The sequence below is a fragment of the Undibacterium sp. RuRC25W genome, assembly GCF_049339825.1.
Taxonomy (GTDB): Bacteria; Pseudomonadota; Gammaproteobacteria; order Burkholderiales; family Burkholderiaceae_D; genus Undibacterium.
Window position 1 is genome coordinate 26,141 of the sequence record NZ_JBMPPD010000032.1, and the last position, 19,746, is coordinate 45,886.

Genomic DNA, 19,746 nt, shown 5'->3' on the forward strand with positions numbered 1-19,746 from the left:
GACATCCTGCGTTAATTAGTTAAATCAACATGTCTATTCGTTTGATAGTAGGGCTCGGTAATCCCGGCCCAGAATATGAGCAAACCCGCCACAACGCGGGATTTTGGCTGGTGGATCAGTTTCCAGTCAGTTTGCAACGCGATAAAAATTTTAATGCCCTTGTGGGTAAAACTCGCATCGGCGGTAGCGAAGTCTGGCTACTGGAGCCGCAGACGTATATGAATCGCTCCGGCCAATCGGTGGGTGCACTCTGCCGCTTTTATAAAATCAATCCTGATGAAGTTCTGGTAGTGCATGATGAACTCGATATCATGCCGGGCATCGCCAAACTCAAAAAAGGCGGTTCCTCTGGTGGGCATAACGGCTTGAAAGATATTACCGCCGCCTTGGGCACGCAGGATTACTGGCGTCTACGGATCGGCATTGGTCATCCACGGACGCTGAATCTGCAACAAGGGGTCGCAGATTTTGTATTGCATCGTCCGCGCAAAGAAGAGCAACCCTTGATCGATGAGGCAATTGCCAAAAGTATGGATATTTTACCGTTGCTCACTGAAGGTAAGTTTCCGGAAGCCATGATGCAATTACACACCGCCAAATGATGCACTACGCAAGAACAACGCAAGAGTAGCTTTTGCGTTGTTTTTTCTTTGCTCTGATTTTTATTTTCGCTGATTAAATTTCTATCTATGCCTTCAGCACTACAGATTCACGTTGGAAAAACCGCCTATGCTCACCTACAACAGCATGGCTTACGCGCGCAGGATGTCGCTGTCATACCCGCTGCGGCAGGCGGTCCGAAAGGTCTGATCTTGCAGGCGATTGACCAATGGCTGTTTGGGGAGTGGCTACCGTCGGCGCCGCGTGAGCGCAGCCTGATCGGTGCATCGATTGGATCGTGGCGAATGGCGGCGGCCAGTTGTGCTGACCCGGTAGCAGCATTTCAGCGTTTGGGCGATTTGTATTGCGAACAAAGTTATCCAGAAAAACCCAGCGCCAACTACGTCACCACCGAAATCCAGGGTCTGCTCAAGGCATTTATTGGTGGCTACGAAAAAGAAATCGTCCATCAACCGCTGCATCGTTTGCATTTGATGACAAACCGCGGTCGTGGCATGCTCAATGTTCCCAGTTCAGAAACCAAAGCCAAGTTGGGCTTTGTAGCGGCGACCTTTGCAAATCTGGCTTCACGTTCCCGACTGGCGAAGCATCTGGACCGTGTTGTGATCGGTGATACTCGAGATCCCTTAGTCTGGTTAAAAGATAAATTCGATCTCTTTGATACCCAGTTCTGTGCATTAGGTGAAGACAATCTGACGCCCGCATTATTAGCTTCGGGCACCTTACCGTTGATCATGGAACCGGTCAGAAATATTCCACATGCGCCACCGGGTACTTACTGGGATGGTGGCATCATTGATTATCATCTGGCGCTACCGTATTCGCGCCTGAATGAGAAAAATACCAATACCAATACCAAGAGTGAGTTAGTTTTATATCCGCATTTTACAGATCACATTATTCCCGGCTGGCTTGATAAGTCCTTGCCGTGGCGTCGCGCCCATGCAGGTCAGCATCGTAGCTGGCTAGACAATGTGATCATGGTGTCGCCATCAAAAGATTTTCTAAAAACACTGCCACGCGGTAAGCTACCTGACCGTAAAGACTTTTTTTATTACGGCACCAATCACCAAGAACGCATTCAGGCATGGCAAACCGCGATCGCCGAAAGCGCCCGTCTGCGCGACGAGCTGATTACCTTTATCGACAAACCGGATCTGCAAAAAGTACAGCTTTTCTACTGATGATGTTGCGGTCGCGTTGAGGCAGGGTTACTCATCGGAAGATTCTGACGTTTCCGGTCCGGTTTGTACGGGTGGCACGGGTGGTACATTGCGACCACGTTGGATCAGCGCTTGTCGCAACATGTATTCAACCTGCGCATTAGCACTGCGCAATTCTTGCGCAGCCAGCCGTTCAATCTCTGCCCACAAGGCAGGATCGATACGTAAAGGAAATGATTTTTTACCCGGGCTGGCCATATTTATTTCGCTCACCGTGGCTTTAGTTATAAAGGGTACCTGTATTCACAACAGGCTGTGTCTCTTTATCGGAGCACAACACCACCAATAAATTACTGACCATCGCTGCTTTACGCTCATCATCGAGTTCGACAATTTTACGCTCCGATAAACTCTGCAAAGCAGCCTCAACCATTGTCACGGCACCGTGCACGATTTTTTTGCGGGCGCTGATAATCGCTTCGGCTTGCTGACGGCGCAGCATCACTTGGGCGATTTCAGCGGCGTAAGCGAGATGCGTTAATTTAGCATCTTCCACTTCCACACCCGCCGCGGCAAAGCGTAGATGTAACTCAGCGCGTAAAGCGCCAGCAACAATGTCGACACCTGCCCGTAATGTTGTCTCGTGCTCAGCCAGATCTTCGCCATCATCGTAGGCGTATTGCGCCGCCAAGTGGCGGATAGCAGCTTCTGCCTGTACATTCACAAAACGGTCGTAATCATCGACGTTATAAACCGCCAATGCCGTATCCTGCACGCGCCATACGATCGCCGCGCCGATTTCAATTGGGTTACCGCGCTTGTCGTTCACTTTCAACGGTGCGGTGTTCATGGTGCGCGCACGTAAGCTGATTTTGCGATTGCCATAAAACGGGTTCACCCAGCGCAGCCCTTCGCTGCGATCAGTACCTTGATAACCACCAAACAAGGTTAATAAGGCGGCCTCATTGGGCTGCAGCATGTAAAAGCCTTTTAAAATAAAGAGCCCCGCCACAATCATTACAACCCGTAAAACTACCGCCGACATACGCGGCTCTTCGGTTTGCTGAGATAGCTGCACAAAGAGATACACGGCTCCGCCCAGCAACGCCAATGCGATAAAGAACATGACATAACCATTCCAGGAGATCAGGTTACGCTCTCTCAGCAGCACGCGTTGATTGCTCGCTCTGTGTGCGGTTTGTTCAGAAACTTTATTCACGGTACTCATGGTTACTCCAATAAGAATTGAAATTCTGGTTTTTATTCTTCAACTAGCAGGCTGTTTTACCGACTTAAACGATCTCACGATGAAATCACAGTGATATCACTTTAGGATAAAATTCGGGTAAATCAAGATCAGCTTCACTTCGGTTGCTGACATGCGTTCCAACCAATAAGGGCTATCACGGACATCGTCCCCTTTTAATAGAGCGATAGGTTAAGCTAGCGCGCTATTCTGAAAAAATAATTATTTCTTATGAAAAACCGTATCCGCACCGAAGCCGCCGCTCTATGGCAAATCGCTTGGCCCGTTTTAATTGGCCAACTTGCGACGGTTGGCATGGGCGTCTCCGATGTGGCAATGACCGGCCATCTGAGCGCCGAAGAATTGGCGGCCGTCTCAATAGGCGCCTCACTGTGGTCGATCATTTTGGTCACCGTCATGGGCACGATGATGGCGGTCAATGCAGTGATTGCGCATGAAGTCGGCGCCAATAACCTCGATAAAGTGCCCCATACCATGCGACAAGCGGTGTGGATGGGCGGTGGTGTCGGTCTGATTGCCTGCCTCATTCTCAATACAGCAACGCTGATTTTTAATCATCTGCATATTGATCCGGTCGTCAATCAAAAGGCATCGCAATTTGTGCATGTAATCAGTGTAGGCTTGCCAGCATTCGCGATATACCGAGCGTTGTATGGCTATACCACCAGTTTGAACGAAACTAAGCCAGTCATGATGATTGCGCTGGGCGGCCTTGGCTTTAATATCATCATCAACTGGATTTTTATTTATGGTCATTTAGGCATGCCGCAACTGGGTGCGACTGGTTGCGCCGTCGCGACAGGCTTAGGGTTGTGGCTGATGCTAGCGGCGATGCTGCTCTGGATGCGCCATGCCGACGTCTATCGCACAACGTACCCATTTACCCGTACTGAAGGTCCGGTGTGGTATGAAATCCGTTCGATGCTAAAACTTGGCCTGCCAATCGGCGTTACCTATTTTGCGGAGGTGTCGGCGTTTGGTGCGGTCGGTCTGCTCGTCGCCCGCTTTGGTGTTATCCCCGTCTCGGCCAATCAGATTGCGCTGAATTTTTCATCGTTGGTGTTTATGGTGCCGCTGAGTATAGGCATTGCCCTCACCACCCGCGTTGGACAGGCGCTCGGCGAGGGCGATACCCTGCGGGCGCGTTTTGTGTCCTGGGTCGGGGTTGGTATCGGGCTCGCGTTTGCGATCATCTCTGCCAGTTTTATTACGGTGTTCCGTGACGTCATTGCGGCAGCGTACACCACTGACCCCGAAGTCCAGAAAATGACCGCTCATTTATTACTGTTCGCCGCCATTTTTCAGTTATCCGACGCCGCACAGGTCACAACCGCCTGCGCTATCCGTGGCTATAAAGTGACCCGCACGCCAATGCTGATCCATTTAATGGCGTTTTATGGTTTCGCTTTGCCTATTGGCTGCTTGCTTGGTTTGGCGCCAGCGTGGATGCCATGGCATCCGGCAACACCAATGGCGGCAGAAGGATTTTGGATCGGTCTAGTGCTTGGTCTGACCGTCGCGGGCGGCTTACTACTGGCTTATTTGCAGCGAATCAGCAGTAGGCGAGTCAGATGAGGTGCTAATTCCGGTAAAATAGCGGGTTAATTGAATTTAATCGGCTATTTTTTGCCTGCCTGGTGCCTCTCTGACTCACCTGACAGGCATATTTATCGTGCGCACTAAGGCGTACAAGGATATATTATGAGTCTCAAATGCGGCATCGTCGGCCTGCCTAACGTCGGCAAATCTACTTTATTTAATGCACTGACAAAAGCGGGCATTCCGGCAGAAAATTATCCCTTTTGCACGATCGAACCGAACGTCGGTATCGTTGAAGTACCTGATCCACGCTTAAAGCAGCTGTCTGACATTGTCAAACCAGAACGTATTCAGAACGCCATCGTAGAATTTGTGGATATCGCTGGTCTAGTCGCAGGCGCTTCCAAAGGCGAAGGTCTTGGCAATCAGTTCCTTGCACACATCCGTGAGACAGATGCGATCGTCAACGTGGTTCGCTGCTTTGAAGATGACAACGTGATCCACGTTGCTGGTAAAGTCAGCCCACTCGATGATATCGAAGTCATCCAGACTGAATTAGCGCTGGCAGATATGGGCAGCGTTGAAAAAGCGATCCATCGCGAAAACAAAAAAGCACGTTCCGGTGACAAAGATGCAGCAAAGTTGGTTGCGCTCTTAGAACGTATCATGCCAGCACTGAACGATGCCAAGCCAGTCCGCGCATTAGGTCTGGACGCAGAAGAAATGGCATTGATCAAGCCTCTGTGCCTGATCACTGCCAAACCAGCCATGTACGTTGCGAACGTCTCTGACTCTGGCTTTACCAATAACCCATTGCTTGACCAGTTGACCGCGTTTGCTGCTGCACAAAACGCACCTATCGTTGCGATCTGCGCCGCCATTGAGTCTGAAATCGCTGATCTGGATGATGCTGATAAGACCGACTTCCTGACCGATATGGGCATGGAAGAACCAGGCCTCGACCGTCTGATCCGCGCTGCCTTCAAATTGCTGGGTCTGCAAACCTACTTCACAGCAGGCGTCAAAGAAGTGCGCGCTTGGACCATCCACGTCGGTGATACTGCACCGCAAGCGGCTGGTGTCATCCACACGGATTTTGAGCGTGGATTCATCCGTGCACAAACCATCGCATTTGAAGATTACATCGCATTCAAAGGTGAAGCAGGTGCTAAAGAAGCGGGCAAAATGCGCGCTGAAGGTAAAGAGTATGTCGTTAAAGATGGCGACGTATTGAACTTCTTGTTTAACGTTTAAATATCTGGGATCAATTCAGGGCATCAATTCGGTTGATCACATCATTGATTTTGTTGCTCTGTCAGCAGACTAAACCCTGCACTATAAAAAAAGCCGCGATATGAGAAAACTCCATCGCGGCTTTTTTACGTCATCATTTGCTTACTCAACTCAACCGCATCACCAGGATCGTTCAGTATTTCTGTACGCAAAATGACTGATATTATTTTTTTGGCTTGTCATTAATATCGTGACCATTCACTTTTTTGACGCCGTTCGTGTAATCGAAGACGACACTTAACTGATCTTGCTCTTCTTTGATCATGTCAGCAGCAATCAGCGCTTGCAAACCAGCGTTGGTTTGTTGTTCTGCATTGGGACCAGGTTTTATCGCACTGACCAGTTTGGTGATTTTGAGTGCCAGTGCTTTTGGCATGGTCAACTCAACATGCGCAGCAATTTTTTTCTGCAGCAGACTAACGCTAGTCATATCAGATTTCTTCGCGTTGTCGAGCCACACCGCACCTTTCAGTGACGCTTTGAGTGACTGATAGACGACGGACAGATCTTTGATTTCAAATCTGGACGTTGGAGAAATCACTGGTAATAATTTTGTACTGAATAATTTATGCGAGTCTGCCAATTGCTTTTCCATCGTTGGCTGATTCTTACTCAGTTCAACAGCCGACTTCATGAAGTCGGCTGCAGCAGCTTCATTCAAGTTCAGCAAACTGTAATCAAAATGAATAGGACCAACAGTCTGATCAGCAACCTGCATTTCGCCGATGCTTGTTGTCACCGCCATCGTCAACTTCGTACCTACCTGTGATATATCGGAAGTCAACTCAACGTGATGTGCTTTCACACCTTTATCAGGATGACCAACAAAAAAACTGAGTTCAGAAATGACGAATTGTCCTTTTCCTATCGCCAGATGATGCTGATTGTAAGTCGAGTCCTGCACAATATGCACTTGCTTTAATTCGAAGCCGGCATTGTCTCCAAAACGCTGACTGAAATAAGGCCAATCAGCGACAGTATTGAAATGCTTCAGATCCTTGCTGTAACGTACCCGACCGATCAACGGTTCCCAACGGCTCTGGTTATCCGATTGCGCGTCTTTATAATCCAAGGCCTGCAATAAAAACATCATGTCAACGCCACCAGCAGCGTTGTCTTGTAAATTGATATGCAAAGGAGTCGCGTTGCCAAACATTTCTTTAAAATTGGCTTGGGTCGCATCGGAAAACTGAAAATCCACCAACCGGTTCAGGCCAGCCTTGGTCACTGGCTTGAGCACATAGGGCATCAACATTTCTTTTGTGACTGGCTCATAAACGCGCCATATCGGCATTCTTTTGATGAGATTGTGTATTTCTGCTTGATTAGGCACAGTCGCTGGGGTACCTGTTTGTTGCTCAGATGCTGGTGCTGCTTTTGCTGCGGGTACGGGTTCTAGTGCTACTGCTGGTGCTGCTGTCGTTTGCGGCATCGCGTCTACAGGCAGATTGACGATCAACGTGGCGCAAACGGCGATAAACAGAATGGATTTTTTCATATAATTTGTCAGGTTCAACGTCAGCCAGATATTCTAATCTGAAATATTGTTGTCAATATATATATTTCATAAGTTAATGTACTGTACCAGATCAAAAATAACTTCAATACAAACGCGCATTGATTTTCAGCCTTAGTAGAGTAACTATTTGTCATATCACGCGTGATCTTGGTGCCGATGTAGTATTGAACGTCACAGACTCTTATTTCTTCTTGTTGTTACAAATCGCGAATGCCGTAAACTATCTCTGCGTCTGTTGTCGTTTGCATTAAAATAGCGACCACTATCCGAATGACAACAACAGATCTTGACAGGACCTGGCATGCCACGTATTACCGAGCTGACGCTCTATCCCATTAAATCTTGTGCTGGTATTGCCGTTACCGAGGCGACGATAACTGAAGCTGGATTGCGTTTGGGGCTGGTTAACGACAGAGAGTGGATGCTGGTCGATCTCCATGGACAATTTATCAGCCAGCGCGAATATCCGCAGATGGCACGAATCCGTTGCATGATCGGCGCGCAACATTTACAAGTGGATGCGCCGGACATGGCGTCACTCTATTTGCCACTACATTACGATAGCACGGCCAACAAGCTGCCAGTGGTGATCTGGGAGTATGCGTTAAATGCCGACGATTGTGGAGACCACGCAGCAGCATGGTTCAGTCAATGCCTTGGAACGTCTTGCAGACTAGTACGTTTCTCAGCGCAGGCGCAACGCTTTGCCAATACCAAATGGACCGGTACGACAATGGCACCGACACGTTTTTCTGACGGTTATCCACTCCTCGTCATCTCTCAGGCATCTCTCGATGATCTCAATCAGAGGTCAGTCAACCAAGGACGAGCTCCGGTTCCGATGAACCGCTTCCGACCCAATATTGTGTTTGATGGCGTTGACGCCTTTGAAGAAGATTATGCAGAAAGCTTTGCGATTCGTAATCGGATACAATTACGCCCAGTCAAACCTTGCCCGCGCTGTCCTATGCCTGCTGTTGATCAGGAGACTGGTATTGCAGGGGAAAATCCTGTCGATATTTTGCAAGCCTATCGTTCGAATCCCCTCGTCGATGGTGAAATTACTTTCGGTATGAACGTCATTCTTGAAAGTGGCATTGGCGCAACAATTGCTGTCGGAGACGAGGTCGAGATAGCTATTGCCTTTTGATACCACATAGATTAGCTTGCATGTCTGCACCTGTGCAATTTGAGAGAAATTGATGACCGGTACTGTCCCCTTTTCAGCTTCACATCCTTCGCAATTATCAGTGCAGGATGAGTTACGCATGGAAAACCGCCTATTGCGCGCACGGCTGGAGGAGATTCTGGAACATGCTCATCGCAATCAAAATATTATGGAACGGCACCAAAAGTTTGAGCTGCAGATCATTGGTGCAAGTCATTTTCGTGAGTTAATTACCAGTGTATTCAGCTCGCTCGCTACGACCTCTGAGCTCGATGTCGTTAATCTGATTCTTCTTGATCCACGACAGGAATTGCAACAGATGTTGCACGATTTACGCATCAATTTGCGTGAGTTTCCACATATGCTGTTTGTGCGATCGGAGCGCGAGTTACAAACACCCAGTATCAGCACAACAAAACCCGTGCTAGGTCCCTACCAGCGTCATCTGTATGAACAATTTTTTCGTAGCTACAGCAAAAAGCCTGCGAGTGTGGCCTTGATTCCGCTGATACGGCAGGGACGTCTGATCGGCTATCTGAATCTTGGCAGCTACTCGATTGATCGTTTTTTGCCAACGATGGCAACTGACTTTATTGAGCGGCTTGGTTCGATCATTGCGATCTGCCTTGAAAACGTCATTAACAATGAACGTCTCACCTATATCGGTTTAACTGATCCGCTGACCAACGTCAGCAACCGCCGCTACGTCGAACAACGCACGTTGGAAGAAATCGGTCGTGCCCGTCGTCAGGGTTATGGTATCGCCTGTATGTATCTCGATATTGATTTTTTTAAGAAAATTAATGATCAGTATGGGCATCAGGGCGGCGATGATGTGTTGTGTGAGGTTGCACGTCGTATCAAAGCTGAATTGCGTCTGAGCGACACGTTGGGACGTTTTGGTGGTGAAGAATTTGTGGTGCTGCTGATCAATGCAAACCTGCAAGACGCAATGCTAGTCGCAGAGCGTATCCGCCGCAGCATTGCAGAAAAAATGTTTGCACTCTCTGAAGCGGGTCACTGCAACTGTACTATTTCGATTGGTCTCACGACGGTATCGGAAAAATTAAATCGCGGTGATGAGGCGATCGTGGCTAAAGAAATGATTTGCCGCGCAGACCGCGCTTTGTACGATGCCAAACGATCAGGACGCAACATGGTCCGCTGCGAATAAACATCCATCCAGATATTTATCCATCGCTTTGTAATTGCGGCGATCAAAACCAGTAATACAACGATAGAAGACGACAACATGATCGCCGTCAGTGCAACGACGAATTCAGATCGTAAAATTTACTTTGCGTGCTCTGCTTGCAAGCGCTCGTATTTTGCCTGTAATTGCGCATTCGATTCGCGCCACTCAGGATTGAACGGGATGCAGTTAACCGGACAAACTTGTTTGCACTGCGGTTCGTCGTAGTGACCTACACATTCGGTGCACTTATTCGGATCGATTTCATAAATTTCTGGGCCCATGAAAATAGCATCATTCGGGCATTCGGGCTCGCACACGTCGCAGTTAATGCAATCGTCGGTAATCATTAAAGCCATACTTACTCACTTCTCTTTCTACGCCTCAGACCAGGCGGCCAGCCGGATCTGAGTTTTTATGCGACTGCGACAGAACGCAGCGCTTATTTATTTTCGTTGGCAGCGGCCACTTTTTGCTTAAGCCAACGGTCGACCGACGGAAATACAAACTTAGACACGTCGCCACCAAACATGGCAATTTCACGCACAATCGTGCCAGAAATAAACTGGTATTGATCTGACGGCGTCAAAAACAAGGTCTCTACGTCTGGCAACAAATAACGGTTCATCCCTGCCATCTGGAATTCATACTCAAAATCAGAAACAGCACGCAACCCACGCACGATCACCCGTGCGTCGTTTTTCCGCACAAAATCTTTCAGCAGACCAGAAAAACTCTCGACCCGCACGTTTGGATAGTGTCCCAAGACCTCGTTGGCGATACTCAGACGTTCTTCCAGTGAGAAAAATGGCTTTTTGCTTTTGCTATCAGCAACACCCACCACCAGCGTATCAAACAAGCCTGAGGCGCGACGTACCAGATCTTCGTGACCGCGTGTCAGCGGATCAAATGTTCCCGGATATACGGCTGTGACCATCTTCACTCCCTATTTTCGCTAATTGCATAATGATATGCACCAATTTGATCTGCCATTATGCCTGATTTTCGTGCGGTTTACGTGCTCAGATGTTGCATTGCAAAATATGAAAATACACACTTCCCGCTTTATCAGCACGTATCAACCGCCAACCACTGAGCAACGCCTGCATGTTTTCATCGGGGCTCTCAGGGTCAAGTGCAAACTCGGATTCGACATAAACACAGGATTTCGGATGAATAATTTCCTTGCAAGCAGGCAATAATTTCTCTAACCACCCTTGTTCAAACGGTGGATCAAGGAAAATTACGTCAAATCGTTGCCCCTGTGCTGCGGCATGGGCGACGACTTTCCCTGCATCGCCGCGAATTAACTGACACTGATTTGCTTGCAGTTTAGCCTTTACTTGCTCCAGTTGCTTGAAAGCAGGGGTATGCGACTCCACCATAACGACCTGCGCAGCACCACGACTGGCAGCTTCAAAACCCAGTGCGCCGCTACCAGCGAACAGATCAAGGCAGGTCATCGGTGCCCAATGGGCGTCAACCAGGTGATTGAGCCAATTAAATGTGGTTTCTCTGACACGGTCTGGTGTTGGCCGTAATCCTTCAGCGTCGATCACACTCAGCAGGCTGCGCTTCCACTGTCCACCGATAATCCGCACCTGATGGGCGGCACGTTGTGGAGATATTGGCTTTTTAGTCTTGGGTTTCATTGTTTGCTTGACACTGGTAAATCGAATTACCGGGCGCGGTCTGTTAGAATGGCAGCATTCTATAATACTTGGGTGGGCTATAGACAGCCATCCATCTTCCGACAAAATCATCCCCGATGTTTAGTTTTTTCAAAAGAAAACCCAAAGACGAGCCAGCGCCAGCGCCGCAAAGCGTTGCTGTGCCTGCCTCTCCGAGCATAAGCCCTGCCGTTAATGAGGTCGTATCCACCGCGGTCACTGAGGTAAAAATTGATGTCGGGACGCCTGTCGCTGACGCGCAAGTCCCTGCTACCCCTGCTATTAACGAGCCTGCAGCTGCACCCGTTGAACAAAAACGCTCCTGGCTCAGTCGTTTAAAAGCAGGTCTGGCAAAAACGTCGTCCAATTTGACGACGTTGTTTGTCGGCGCACGTATCGACGATCAGTTATACGATGAATTAGAAGCAGCGCTGCTGACGTCAGATGCAGGCGTGGAAGCGACGCTATATTTACTTGACGCACTGAAAAAGAAAGTCAAAGAAGACAAACTGACCGAAGCAGAACAAGTGAAAGCGGCACTCAAAATCTTGCTGTTGGAGATGCTCACCCCACTGCAAAAGCCCTTAGAACTAGGCCGTCACCAGCCAATGGTTATGATGATTGCTGGGGTGAATGGCGCGGGTAAGACAACGACGATCGGTAAATTAGCTAAACATATGCAAGTGCACGGTCAATCCGTGTTGCTGGCGGCTGGCGATACTTTCCGTGCGGCGGCGCGTGAACAGCTCACCATCTGGGGTGAACGCAATAACATTTCCGTTATTTCACAGGAATCCGGCGACCCGGCTGCGGTCGCGTTTGATGCAGTGGCGTCTGCACGTGCTAAGGGTACCGACGTCGTTATGGTCGACACTGCAGGCCGTTTGCCGACCCAATTGCATCTGATGGAAGAACTGAAAAAGATCAAACGCGTTATCGCCAAAGGGATGGAAGGTGCGCCACAAGAAGTACTGTTGATTATTGATGGCAACACGGGACAGAATGCCTTAGCGCAAGTGCGTGCGTTTGACGATGCCTTGCAATTAACCGGCCTAGTCATTACGAAGCTGGACGGCACTGCAAAAGGTGGCGTTCTCGCAGCGATCGCAAAAAATCGCCCTATTCCAGTGTATTTCATTGGTGTTGGCGAGCAAATTGAAGATTTGCAGCCATTTAATGCGCAAGAATTTGTCGACGCCTTATTTAACTAAAGCACGTAGATTACTCCGCCATGATCGAATTCGATAACGTCTCTAAATTGTATGCCGGCGATGCCTGTGCGCTACGCAATATTTCTCTCACCATTCCAGATGGTGAGCTAATATTTTTAGCCGGACCTTCTGGGGCGGGCAAGTCGACGTTATTGAAAATGATTGCTGGTATCGAAAAACCAACCAGCGGCCGCGTGATGGTCAACGGTCAGGACATGAGCAAATTACAGGCGGGTAGCTTGCCGTATCTACGTCGCAAGCTGGGTCTGATTTTACAAGACCAAAAATTGCTCAACGACCGCAGCATCCTGTCGAATGTGATGTTACCGTTGATCGTCACTGGTGCCGCACCACAGGAGGCAGAATCTCGCGCTCGTGTGGCCCTGGAAAAAGTCGGTCTGTTAGAAAAAGCCAATGCGCTGCCGCTGACCTTATCTGGCGGCGAACAACAACGCGTGGCAATAGCGCGGGCAATTGTGAATCGGCCTAAAATTATTCTGGCCGATGAACCAACGGCCTTTCTTGACAGAGACAACGCCAACAAAGTGTTAAGCGCCTTAAAAGCCTTCCCGAGTGCGGGCGTGACCTGTCTGATCTCTAGTCACGATGAACAATTTCTGGATCAGGCGAGTCGTGTGATTTACCTGAGCAACGGGCAAATTGTCGATGCATGGAATGCCAGTCACATCGCCGCCTGATCACGTATTTTCAAGGAAATCTCTATGACCATCTGGTTTCGTGAGCATCTGTTTGCATTAAAAAGTGCGTTCACCCATCTGCGCGCAGGCACAGGCAATTTTTTGTTTAATGTCTTAGTCGTCGCCATTGCCCTCGCATTGCCGATTGCTGGACTGACCTTGATTGAAAACATCCGCCCTATCTCATCACAACTCTCGATCGAGCCTGAAATCAGTATCTTCGTTAGTCCTGATACAACGCGTGAAAGCGCGACAGCCTTATCCGTTCCGATTAAACGCCTGCTCAAAGATGACGGCATCAGCGGCAAACTCACGTTCACGCCAAAAGAGAAAGCATTGGCGTCGATGCAAGACTCTTCCAGTCTTGCCGAGGTTCTGTCGACCCTCGGTGGGAATCCCTTGCCAGATGCTTATGTCTTGTCGCTTTCCAACAACGATGCCACTCAATTAGACAGCCTGGTTGAGCAATTAAAGTCATTGCAAGATGTGGATGTTGTTCAGGTTGACTCTGCTTGGGTCAAACGTCTGGCAGCTCTGGTACAGATTTTCCAAATGGGTTTGTTATTTATGGCGATCACGCTGGGCGTGGTCGTGATTGTTGTGGTGTTTAACGCTACCCGTCTGCAAGTCATTTCACATCAGGCAGAAATCTCGGTCACCCGTTTATTAGGAGCAACCAATAGTTTCATTCACCGTCCATACTACTATACCGGCGCGTTACTTGGCCTGCTGGCTGGTGTATTAGCATTGGGGGCGATTGCAGCATCTTTACAACCGCTGAACAAGGCGATCGCTGAATTCGCCAAATTGTATGCCTCAGAATTCCGGCTGACGCCATTAGGTTTCTTGCCTAGCCTCGCACTGCTTGCGTTCAGTATGCTGCTCGGATTATGCGGTGCTTATCTGTCGGTACGGCGCCAACTTGCCCGCGCCAGTTGAACAAAACAACCAGAACAATAGCGAATACTCACGTAACAAATGCAACTTTTTACGGCTTAAGCACTCTAACGTTAGTAATTTGAACATTTTTGCCTGCTTACACATCTTAAATTAGCCGTAATTCTGCGTTATCCACGGCAATTAATTATCAAATTGTAATTTTTAAGGCAAGAAGAGTTGATATCAGCAATCTTTCTGAAAAGCAATTTTTGTTCTTACTACTCTCAGATTTAAACATCACTTTCAACTATTAGCACTCTTCTCAAGAGAGTGCTAATATAAGGGCTTATACCGCTCAGTTTGATCATTTTTATTCGAGCTGAAAGCAACGAGGAGGAACCATCGCAATGACTTCGACACAACTTATCCCTACGACAGACAGCACAGCGCTGGCGCTAGGTTTTAGTGGCACGCTCGGAAATATTGATGCTTATATCTCAGCCGTTAACCGTTTACCAATGCTGAGCCACGAAGAAGAAATCAGCTTGGCGACCCGCTTACGCGCGGACAATGATCTGGGCGCTGCGCAGCAATTGGTTATGTCCCATCTGCGTTTAGTTGTTTCGATTGCCCGTGGTTATCTGGGTTATGGTCTGCCACACGCCGATCTGATTCAAGAGGGTAATATTGGCTTAATGAAAGCCGTCAAACGTTTCGACCCTGATCAAGGCGTCCGCTTGGTATCCTATGCAATGCATTGGATCAAGGCAGAAATGCACGAATACATCCTGAAAAACTGGCGTTTGGTGAAAGTTGCAACAACCAAAGCGCAACGTAAGCTGTTTTTCAACTTGCGTAGCCATAAAGAAGGCCTAGAGACCATGTCTCCCAAGCAGATTGATGCTTTGGCGAAGACTCTGGATGTCAAACGCGAAGAAGTCATCGAGATGGAAATGCGTTTGTCGGGTCACGATATTGCACTCGATGCGCCAACGGATGATGACGACGAAAAATTCGCCCCGATTGCCTATCTGAAAACAGAATCAGATGAGCCAACACGGGTTCTGGAAACACGTCAGTATGACCGCCTGCAAAGCGAAGGTCTGGAAAGCGCGTTGTCTAAACTGGATGCACGCTCACGTCATATCATCGAAGCACGCTGGTTAAAAAATGATGATGGTTCAGGCGCAACGTTGCATGAACTCGCGGATGAATATGGTGTATCTGCTGAACGTATTCGCCAGATTGAAAGTGCAGCACTGAAAAAAATGAAAGGTGCTCTGGCAAGCTACGCTTAATCCGCCACTGCAAACTAGCTAGAGGTAGCTAGAGTAAAAAAAGCACTCAAACTAAACTGCACCCCAAAAGTTAGGACGGGTGTCCACCTAAATGGGGTCAGTTTAAACGAGTGCTTTTTTATTTTTGGCTTTAAAAGATTACTGTTTAGCTTTATTTAAGAAGCAATTTCAGATCATGCACAACAGGCTCAATGCCCTGCCCGTGCCGTAAGAAGAGGCGAATATGCCCTTCTGTATCAAACACGTAGCTGCCAGCCGTATGGTCCATCGTGTAGCTGTCAGGTGTATTACCAGGGACTTTCTGGTAATAGACTTTGAAGTCCTTAGCGATTTTTGCAGTTGCCGCCGCATCACCATACATCCCTAAGAAACGAGAATCAAAATTAGGTACGTAAGACGCCAGTAAAGCCTGCGTATCGCGCTCAGGATCTATCGTCACGAAAATCACCTGCACCTTGTCAGCCTGCGCTCCAAGCTGCTTCATGACGCCCGCCATTTCCACCATGGTCGTCGGGCAGACATCCGGACACTGCGTATAACCAAAAAACATCACTACGACTTTACCTTTAAAGTCGGCAAGTGTACGGGCTTTGCCAGTGTGATCTGTCAACGCAAAATCTTTGGCGTAATCAATGCCGGTGATGTCAGTGTTATTAAATTTTTCTGCAGGTGGATTACAAGCGGTCAGCAATAACGATATGGCCACTAGCGCAGCAAACAAACCGCGAGAGAGTATTTTATTGAACATAGTCAGAACTTCAGGTAGTGGTCAACCAGCAATGCTGCGAACAACAAAGACAGATAGACGATAGAAAAAGTAAAGGTCTTACGAGCCAGTATATCGCTGTAGTTACGCAGCATTTGCCAGGCGTACCACAAGAAAACTCCACCCAGTAGAACCGCGCAGACCAGATAAATCAAACCACTCATGTGTACAGCAAACGGCAACATCGTTGTCGCAAACAAGGCAATCGTGTACAGCCAGATATGCAAGAGAGTGATTTTAGGACCATGTGTGATCGGCAACATCGGCAAACCGGAACGCGCGTAATCATCACGACGATACATCGCCAATGCCCAGAAATGCGGCGGTGTCCAGATAAAGATGATCAGCACCAGCAACCATGCCTGCATTGGCACATCATTAGCGACTGCCGCCCAACCCAACGCAGGTGGCATTGCTCCTGACAAACCACCAATCACGATATTTTGCGGCGTGGATGGCTTCAGGATGATGGTGTAAATGATCGCATAGCCAACAAAGGTCACAAACGTGAGCCACATAGTGAGAGGATTGACCATCGTGTTGAGAATCCACATCCCTGCCCCACCGATCACGCCAGAAAATACCAGCGTTTGCAAGGCACTGATCTCGCCTTGTGCTGTTGCGCGACGGGCCGTACGTGCCATCCGGGCATCAATTTCTCGCTCCACCAGACAATTGATTGCAAATGCAGCACCAGCTAGTAACCAGATGCCGATCGTCGCTGGGACGACGACACGCCAGTCTGGCAAATCAGGGGTCGAGAGAAACATACCAATGACGGCGCAAAAGACAGCTAATTGCGTCACGCGTGGCTTGGTCAACGCCCAGTATTGAGCAAGACGATTGGAGGGCAAACTTAAAGTTGTCATGTTAAATCACTGAACTGGCTGCATGGCTGGCATGCCTAACACGGTAGTTTAACATGGTCAGCAACAGCACCAGCATCGCCGCACCACCGTTGTGCAAAACTGCTAACAATAAAGGCCATGAAAAGAACACTGTAGACACGCCGATCAGGCATTGTACAAAGATTGCCGCCATGAGCTTCTTGCCAAGCGACTCTAGGTGGGGCGTACGCATCGCCCGCCAAGCGACAACACTCACCACGATGAGCACAAAAAACGCAAAGTTTCGGTGAACCCAATGGATCGCCACCAGCGCAGGAAACGGCAGGTATTCACCGCTGGCAGTCATGCCCAGCTGGCGCCAGAGCGTAAAGCCATGCTCAAAATCCATCGTTGGCACAATCTGTCCGTGACATAAGGGATAATCCTGACAAGCGAGCGCCGCATAGTTAGTGCTCACCCAGCCACCTAACGCAATTTGCGCAAAGACGAAGATTAACGCGAGGCTCGCAGGCCAGACCAAACTCTTGAGAGATTGCACAGACAAGGGTGCAACCTGTAGAGGCTGACGATGTTGTTCAAGAACGGCCGCCAGAAGCGCCAACAGACTCATACCCAGGAGTAAATGCGTGGTGACGATAACTGGCTGCAACTTTAACGTCACCGTCCAGGCGCCAAATGCGCCTTGCACACAGACACAGACCAAGGTAGAGGTCGACAGCCACGGCGAGATCATCGTCGATTTTCTACGCATCCAGGCAAGCAGTACCTGCACACAGATCAGTACACCAACACTCATTGCCAGATAGCGGTGAACCATTTCTATCCACGCTTTTTGTATCGTCACCGGACCTTGTGGCATGGCAATCTCGGCAGCCTTGATCTGGACGTGCGACAACAAAGGATTCGCCTGACCATAGCAACCCGGCCAATCAGGGCAGCCGAGACCAGAATCAGTCAAGCGGGTGAACGCACCAAACATAATCAATTCAAAGGTCAGCGCGACCGAGACCGCTATCAATTTGCGATGTTTATTTTTTTCTTTGGACAAAAAGACGATACAGAACGGAATGACCGCCACACAAAGTCCTGTCAGAGCGAGTTGCAACCACATAATGCTTAACCTATCGCCGAAGCTCGTAATAATTTACTCAAATCCTTTTTGATCAGATTCGGGTTCGCGTCCTTCGGAAAACGCATCATCAGATTACCTAAAGGATCGATCAGGTAAATATGATCACTGATCTTCGACTCGCCGGTCGCAGGCAACCAACCCTGTAGCGCTTTAAAATCTGCATGTAAAACGTGCATGCCATCATGCTCACGCAGTAGGGAAGTAGAGACTGGTTGATCATCAGTAAGCAACCAGACACGTTCAATCCTGTCCATCTCTTTGCCTTGGGTTAAACGAAGTTGGCGGACATCAATTAATTTTTTCTGGCAGGCATCATGACAATCACCACTATCCACTGTTAACATGATCCACTTCCCATGGTATGTCGCTAGTCCAGAGGGCTTATCGGCTGTCGAGGCAAGACTGTTGCCAAGCAACTGCGCATGCAGTTCTGGCATGGGATACTGGCGCGGATCAAGAATCGTACCGTAATTGGTCCGTCCACTTGGCTTGATGACGTAATACGAGAGGTAGGACGCAATCATGGGCGCTGCACAGACCGCAATGATTAGAAATAACCTCCAACGCCCCCTTGAGGCATCAGTGCGTGGCGGCATGGTCGGAGGCGTTGTTGGTGCTATCGTTGATACTGTTGATGTTTGATACTTTGTGTTTTCCACGACGAATTCCTGTCACAACAAAAAAAAGGCATGCCATAGCGGACAACGCATACCATTGAAATGCATAGGCCCTATGCTTCTCAGCGCCAGCGGAAGGCATCGGCCATTGGCGTAGCAGTCCATCTGGGATGTCAGACGTTTGTTCAACAATTGACGGCTCAAAATCAAATCCGCTTTGCTTTGCCAATTGGCTGATATCGACATTCTGCACGATAGCCGCAGGTTTTAAGGCATCGGCTTGTCCTAATTGCATGACACGATCAAGCTGATCGCGCACGACCCCGCCAATCTCAATCGAGCCGACAGGCGTCGACAGTGGCAGTAGCGCTTTTCTATCCTGCTGATTGCGTGGCTGCCAGCCACGGGCGACAAGCACATAGCGCTGCGTTCCTTCCAGATGGAATGGCATCAAAACGACGAATCCAGCATTTCCCTGCATCGGACGATTATCCAAATACAACGGCCATTGTGCGACATATTCGCCACGCATCGACACTTTACTAAACGACGAGACAGATGATAAAGCTTTTTCAGATCCCACGTGTGTCGGAGGTAAGTGAGACCGAATATTGATCTGGTTGGCGATCTGCTCTTTTTCAAGGGCACGACGGGTTTGCCATTGCGCAAGACTGATACCGATGCTGACCACAACAACAGTCGCAACAAATGGAAAAAACTTTAAGCGAAAGGAAATAAACATGGATGCACGACGAAAGTATTACAATGGAAACGTAGGGCTAACATAACCTAAACCCAGCAAGACATCGTGACAAAAACAATCCACATTGTCGGCCTCTTCTTCAGCTCGCTGGAATGAATTTGT

General features: G+C 48.8%; 21 protein-coding genes. 10 read left to right on the forward strand and 11 right to left on the reverse strand.

The genetic code is table 11. From position 1 onward, the window contains the following. The first annotated feature begins 29 nt into the window (after positions 1–29). Together pth and ACO0KV_RS14350 are read left to right on the forward strand one after the other, a co-directional pair. On the forward strand, positions 30–602 hold the full coding sequence (gene pth / locus ACO0KV_RS14345; RefSeq protein WP_423043216.1) for an aminoacyl-tRNA hydrolase: 573 nt from the start codon (positions 30–32) through the stop codon (positions 600–602). 87 nt (positions 603–689) lie between these two features. Further along, positions 690–1,805: a patatin-like phospholipase family protein gene (locus ACO0KV_RS14350; protein WP_423043217.1), complete on the forward strand. Its 1,116-nt coding sequence runs from the start codon at positions 690–692 to the stop codon at positions 1,803–1,805. A gap of 27 nt (positions 1,806–1,832) precedes the next feature. Here ACO0KV_RS14350 and ACO0KV_RS14355 read toward each other — a convergent pair whose 3' ends face one another. Both ACO0KV_RS14355 and ACO0KV_RS14360 read right to left on the reverse strand, forming a co-directional pair. After that, on the reverse strand, positions 1,833–2,057 hold the full coding sequence (locus ACO0KV_RS14355; RefSeq protein ID WP_423043218.1) for a hypothetical protein: 225 nt from the start codon (positions 2,055–2,057) through the stop codon (positions 1,833–1,835). 7 nt (positions 2,058–2,064) lie between these two features. Next, complete coding sequence (locus ACO0KV_RS14360) at positions 2,065–3,012, reverse strand: SPFH domain-containing protein (RefSeq protein WP_423043219.1); 948 nt, start codon at positions 3,010–3,012, stop codon at positions 2,065–2,067. A gap of 249 nt (positions 3,013–3,261) precedes the next feature. Between ACO0KV_RS14360 and ACO0KV_RS14365 the strand changes: the two genes are divergently transcribed. Both ACO0KV_RS14365 and ychF read left to right on the forward strand, forming a co-directional pair. Continuing rightward, positions 3,262–4,626, forward strand: coding sequence for an MATE family efflux transporter (locus ACO0KV_RS14365; protein WP_423043220.1), 1,365 nt, complete (start codon positions 3,262–3,264; stop codon positions 4,624–4,626). A 126-nt stretch (positions 4,627–4,752) separates the two neighbouring features. Then, positions 4,753–5,844, forward strand: coding sequence for a redox-regulated ATPase YchF (ychF, locus tag ACO0KV_RS14370; protein ID WP_423043221.1), 1,092 nt, complete (start codon positions 4,753–4,755; stop codon positions 5,842–5,844). Positions 5,845–6,046: 202 nt separating this feature from the next. Here ychF and ACO0KV_RS14375 read toward each other — a convergent pair whose 3' ends face one another. Then, the gene (locus ACO0KV_RS14375) at positions 6,047–7,381 is read right to left on the reverse strand and encodes a DUF945 family protein (RefSeq protein WP_423043222.1); all 1,335 of its coding nucleotides are present in this window, start codon (positions 7,379–7,381) and stop codon (positions 6,047–6,049) included. Positions 7,382–7,703: 322 nt separating this feature from the next. On the opposite strand from ACO0KV_RS14375, the gene ACO0KV_RS14380 reads away from it, so the two are divergent. Beyond that, the gene (locus ACO0KV_RS14380; RefSeq protein ID WP_423043224.1) at positions 7,704–8,552 is read left to right on the forward strand and encodes an MOSC domain-containing protein; all 849 of its coding nucleotides are present in this window, start codon (positions 7,704–7,706) and stop codon (positions 8,550–8,552) included. Between the two features lie 52 nt (positions 8,553–8,604). Further along, positions 8,605–9,744: a DUF484 family protein gene (locus ACO0KV_RS14385; protein ID WP_423043226.1), complete on the forward strand. Its 1,140-nt coding sequence runs from the start codon at positions 8,605–8,607 to the stop codon at positions 9,742–9,744. A 119-nt stretch (positions 9,745–9,863) separates the two neighbouring features. Here the strand turns inward: ACO0KV_RS14385 and ACO0KV_RS14390 are convergent, their stop codons facing one another. From ACO0KV_RS14390 to rsmD, 3 genes are all read right to left on the reverse strand, one after another. Beyond that, positions 9,864–10,121, reverse strand: coding sequence for a YfhL family 4Fe-4S dicluster ferredoxin (locus ACO0KV_RS14390; RefSeq protein ID WP_423043228.1), 258 nt, complete (start codon positions 10,119–10,121; stop codon positions 9,864–9,866). Positions 10,122–10,204: 83 nt separating this feature from the next. Next, on the reverse strand, positions 10,205–10,699 hold the full coding sequence (gene coaD, locus ACO0KV_RS14395) for a pantetheine-phosphate adenylyltransferase (protein ID WP_186913515.1): 495 nt from the start codon (positions 10,697–10,699) through the stop codon (positions 10,205–10,207). 85 nt (positions 10,700–10,784) lie between these two features. Continuing rightward, entirely contained in the window at positions 10,785–11,414 is a 630-nt protein-coding gene (gene rsmD, locus ACO0KV_RS14400; protein WP_423043230.1) for a 16S rRNA (guanine(966)-N(2))-methyltransferase RsmD, read from the reverse strand. Between the two features lie 116 nt (positions 11,415–11,530). Here rsmD and ftsY point away from each other — a divergent pair, with 116 nt between their 5' ends. The 4 genes from ftsY (at position 11,531) to rpoH (ending at position 15,518) form a co-directional block, all read left to right on the forward strand. Next, positions 11,531–12,643 (forward strand): signal recognition particle-docking protein FtsY, encoded by a 1,113-nt coding sequence (gene ftsY, locus ACO0KV_RS14405; RefSeq protein ID WP_423043232.1) that lies wholly within the window; start codon positions 11,531–11,533, stop codon positions 12,641–12,643. Between the two features lie 20 nt (positions 12,644–12,663). Continuing rightward, positions 12,664–13,341, forward strand: coding sequence for a cell division ATP-binding protein FtsE (locus tag ACO0KV_RS14410; protein ID WP_423043234.1), 678 nt, complete (start codon positions 12,664–12,666; stop codon positions 13,339–13,341). 24 nt (positions 13,342–13,365) lie between these two features. Beyond that, on the forward strand, positions 13,366–14,280 hold the full coding sequence (locus tag ACO0KV_RS14415) for a cell division protein FtsX (protein WP_423043236.1): 915 nt from the start codon (positions 13,366–13,368) through the stop codon (positions 14,278–14,280). Positions 14,281–14,627: 347 nt separating this feature from the next. Next, positions 14,628–15,518 carry an RNA polymerase sigma factor RpoH gene (rpoH, locus tag ACO0KV_RS14420; protein ID WP_423043238.1) on the forward strand — a complete coding sequence of 297 codons (891 nt, stop codon included), beginning with the start codon at positions 14,628–14,630 and terminating at the stop codon, positions 15,516–15,518. A 151-nt stretch (positions 15,519–15,669) separates the two neighbouring features. Here rpoH and ACO0KV_RS14425 read toward each other — a convergent pair whose 3' ends face one another. Genes ACO0KV_RS14425 through ACO0KV_RS14445 form a run of 5 tightly spaced genes read right to left on the reverse strand, consistent with a single transcriptional unit; the run spans position 15,670 to position 19,623 of the window. Then, positions 15,670–16,266, reverse strand: a complete 597-nt coding sequence (locus ACO0KV_RS14425; protein ID WP_423043240.1) for an SCO family protein — start codon at positions 16,264–16,266, stop codon at positions 15,670–15,672. Positions 16,267–16,268: 2 nt separating this feature from the next. Next, entirely contained in the window at positions 16,269–17,153 is an 885-nt protein-coding gene (gene cyoE / locus ACO0KV_RS14430) for a heme o synthase (protein ID WP_423043242.1), read from the reverse strand. 1 nt (position 17,154) lies between these two features. Further along, positions 17,155–18,243: a COX15/CtaA family protein gene (locus ACO0KV_RS14435; protein ID WP_423043244.1), complete on the reverse strand. Its 1,089-nt coding sequence runs from the start codon at positions 18,241–18,243 to the stop codon at positions 17,155–17,157. A 5-nt stretch (positions 18,244–18,248) separates the two neighbouring features. Continuing rightward, positions 18,249–18,788, reverse strand: a complete 540-nt coding sequence (locus tag ACO0KV_RS14440) for an SCO family protein (protein ID WP_423043246.1) — start codon at positions 18,786–18,788, stop codon at positions 18,249–18,251. Between the two features lie 55 nt (positions 18,789–18,843). After that, positions 18,844–19,623, reverse strand: coding sequence for an SURF1 family protein (locus ACO0KV_RS14445; RefSeq protein WP_423043248.1), 780 nt, complete (start codon positions 19,621–19,623; stop codon positions 18,844–18,846). Positions 19,624–19,746 lie beyond the last annotated feature (123 nt).

What these genes read in the sequence shown, in the direction of transcription:
- coaD (WP_186913515.1), bottom strand. Translation starts at nt 10,699, where the DNA reads ATGGTCACAGCCGTATATCCGGGAACATTTGATCCGCTGACACGCGGT.
- pth (WP_423043216.1), top strand. Translation starts at nt 30, where the DNA reads ATGTCTATTCGTTTGATAGTAGGGCTCGGTAATCCCGGCCCAGAATAT.
- ACO0KV_RS14360 (WP_423043219.1), bottom strand. Translation starts at nt 3,012, where the DNA reads ATGAGTACCGTGAATAAAGTTTCTGAACAAACCGCACACAGAGCGAGC.
- ACO0KV_RS14375 (WP_423043222.1), bottom strand. Translation starts at nt 7,381, where the DNA reads ATGAAAAAATCCATTCTGTTTATCGCCGTTTGCGCCACGTTGATCGTC.
- ychF (WP_423043221.1), top strand. Translation starts at nt 4,753, where the DNA reads ATGAGTCTCAAATGCGGCATCGTCGGCCTGCCTAACGTCGGCAAATCT.
- ACO0KV_RS14350 (WP_423043217.1), top strand. Translation starts at nt 690, where the DNA reads ATGCCTTCAGCACTACAGATTCACGTTGGAAAAACCGCCTATGCTCAC.
- rpoH (WP_423043238.1), top strand. Translation starts at nt 14,628, where the DNA reads ATGACTTCGACACAACTTATCCCTACGACAGACAGCACAGCGCTGGCG.
- ACO0KV_RS14390 (WP_423043228.1), bottom strand. Translation starts at nt 10,121, where the DNA reads ATGGCTTTAATGATTACCGACGATTGCATTAACTGCGACGTGTGCGAG.
- rsmD (WP_423043230.1), bottom strand. Translation starts at nt 11,414, where the DNA reads ATGAAACCCAAGACTAAAAAGCCAATATCTCCACAACGTGCCGCCCAT.
- ftsY (WP_423043232.1), top strand. Translation starts at nt 11,531, where the DNA reads ATGTTTAGTTTTTTCAAAAGAAAACCCAAAGACGAGCCAGCGCCAGCG.
- ACO0KV_RS14385 (WP_423043226.1), top strand. Translation starts at nt 8,605, where the DNA reads ATGACCGGTACTGTCCCCTTTTCAGCTTCACATCCTTCGCAATTATCA.
- cyoE (WP_423043242.1), bottom strand. Translation starts at nt 17,153, where the DNA reads ATGACAACTTTAAGTTTGCCCTCCAATCGTCTTGCTCAATACTGGGCG.
- ACO0KV_RS14365 (WP_423043220.1), top strand. Translation starts at nt 3,262, where the DNA reads ATGAAAAACCGTATCCGCACCGAAGCCGCCGCTCTATGGCAAATCGCT.
- ACO0KV_RS14445 (WP_423043248.1), bottom strand. Translation starts at nt 19,623, where the DNA reads ATGTTTATTTCCTTTCGCTTAAAGTTTTTTCCATTTGTTGCGACTGTT.
- ACO0KV_RS14410 (WP_423043234.1), top strand. Translation starts at nt 12,664, where the DNA reads ATGATCGAATTCGATAACGTCTCTAAATTGTATGCCGGCGATGCCTGT.
- ACO0KV_RS14380 (WP_423043224.1), top strand. Translation starts at nt 7,704, where the DNA reads ATGCCACGTATTACCGAGCTGACGCTCTATCCCATTAAATCTTGTGCT.
- ACO0KV_RS14435 (WP_423043244.1), bottom strand. Translation starts at nt 18,243, where the DNA reads ATGTGGTTGCAACTCGCTCTGACAGGACTTTGTGTGGCGGTCATTCCG.
- ACO0KV_RS14440 (WP_423043246.1), bottom strand. Translation starts at nt 18,788, where the DNA reads ATGATTGCGTCCTACCTCTCGTATTACGTCATCAAGCCAAGTGGACGG.
- ACO0KV_RS14415 (WP_423043236.1), top strand. Translation starts at nt 13,366, where the DNA reads ATGACCATCTGGTTTCGTGAGCATCTGTTTGCATTAAAAAGTGCGTTC.
- ACO0KV_RS14425 (WP_423043240.1), bottom strand. Translation starts at nt 16,266, where the DNA reads ATGTTCAATAAAATACTCTCTCGCGGTTTGTTTGCTGCGCTAGTGGCC.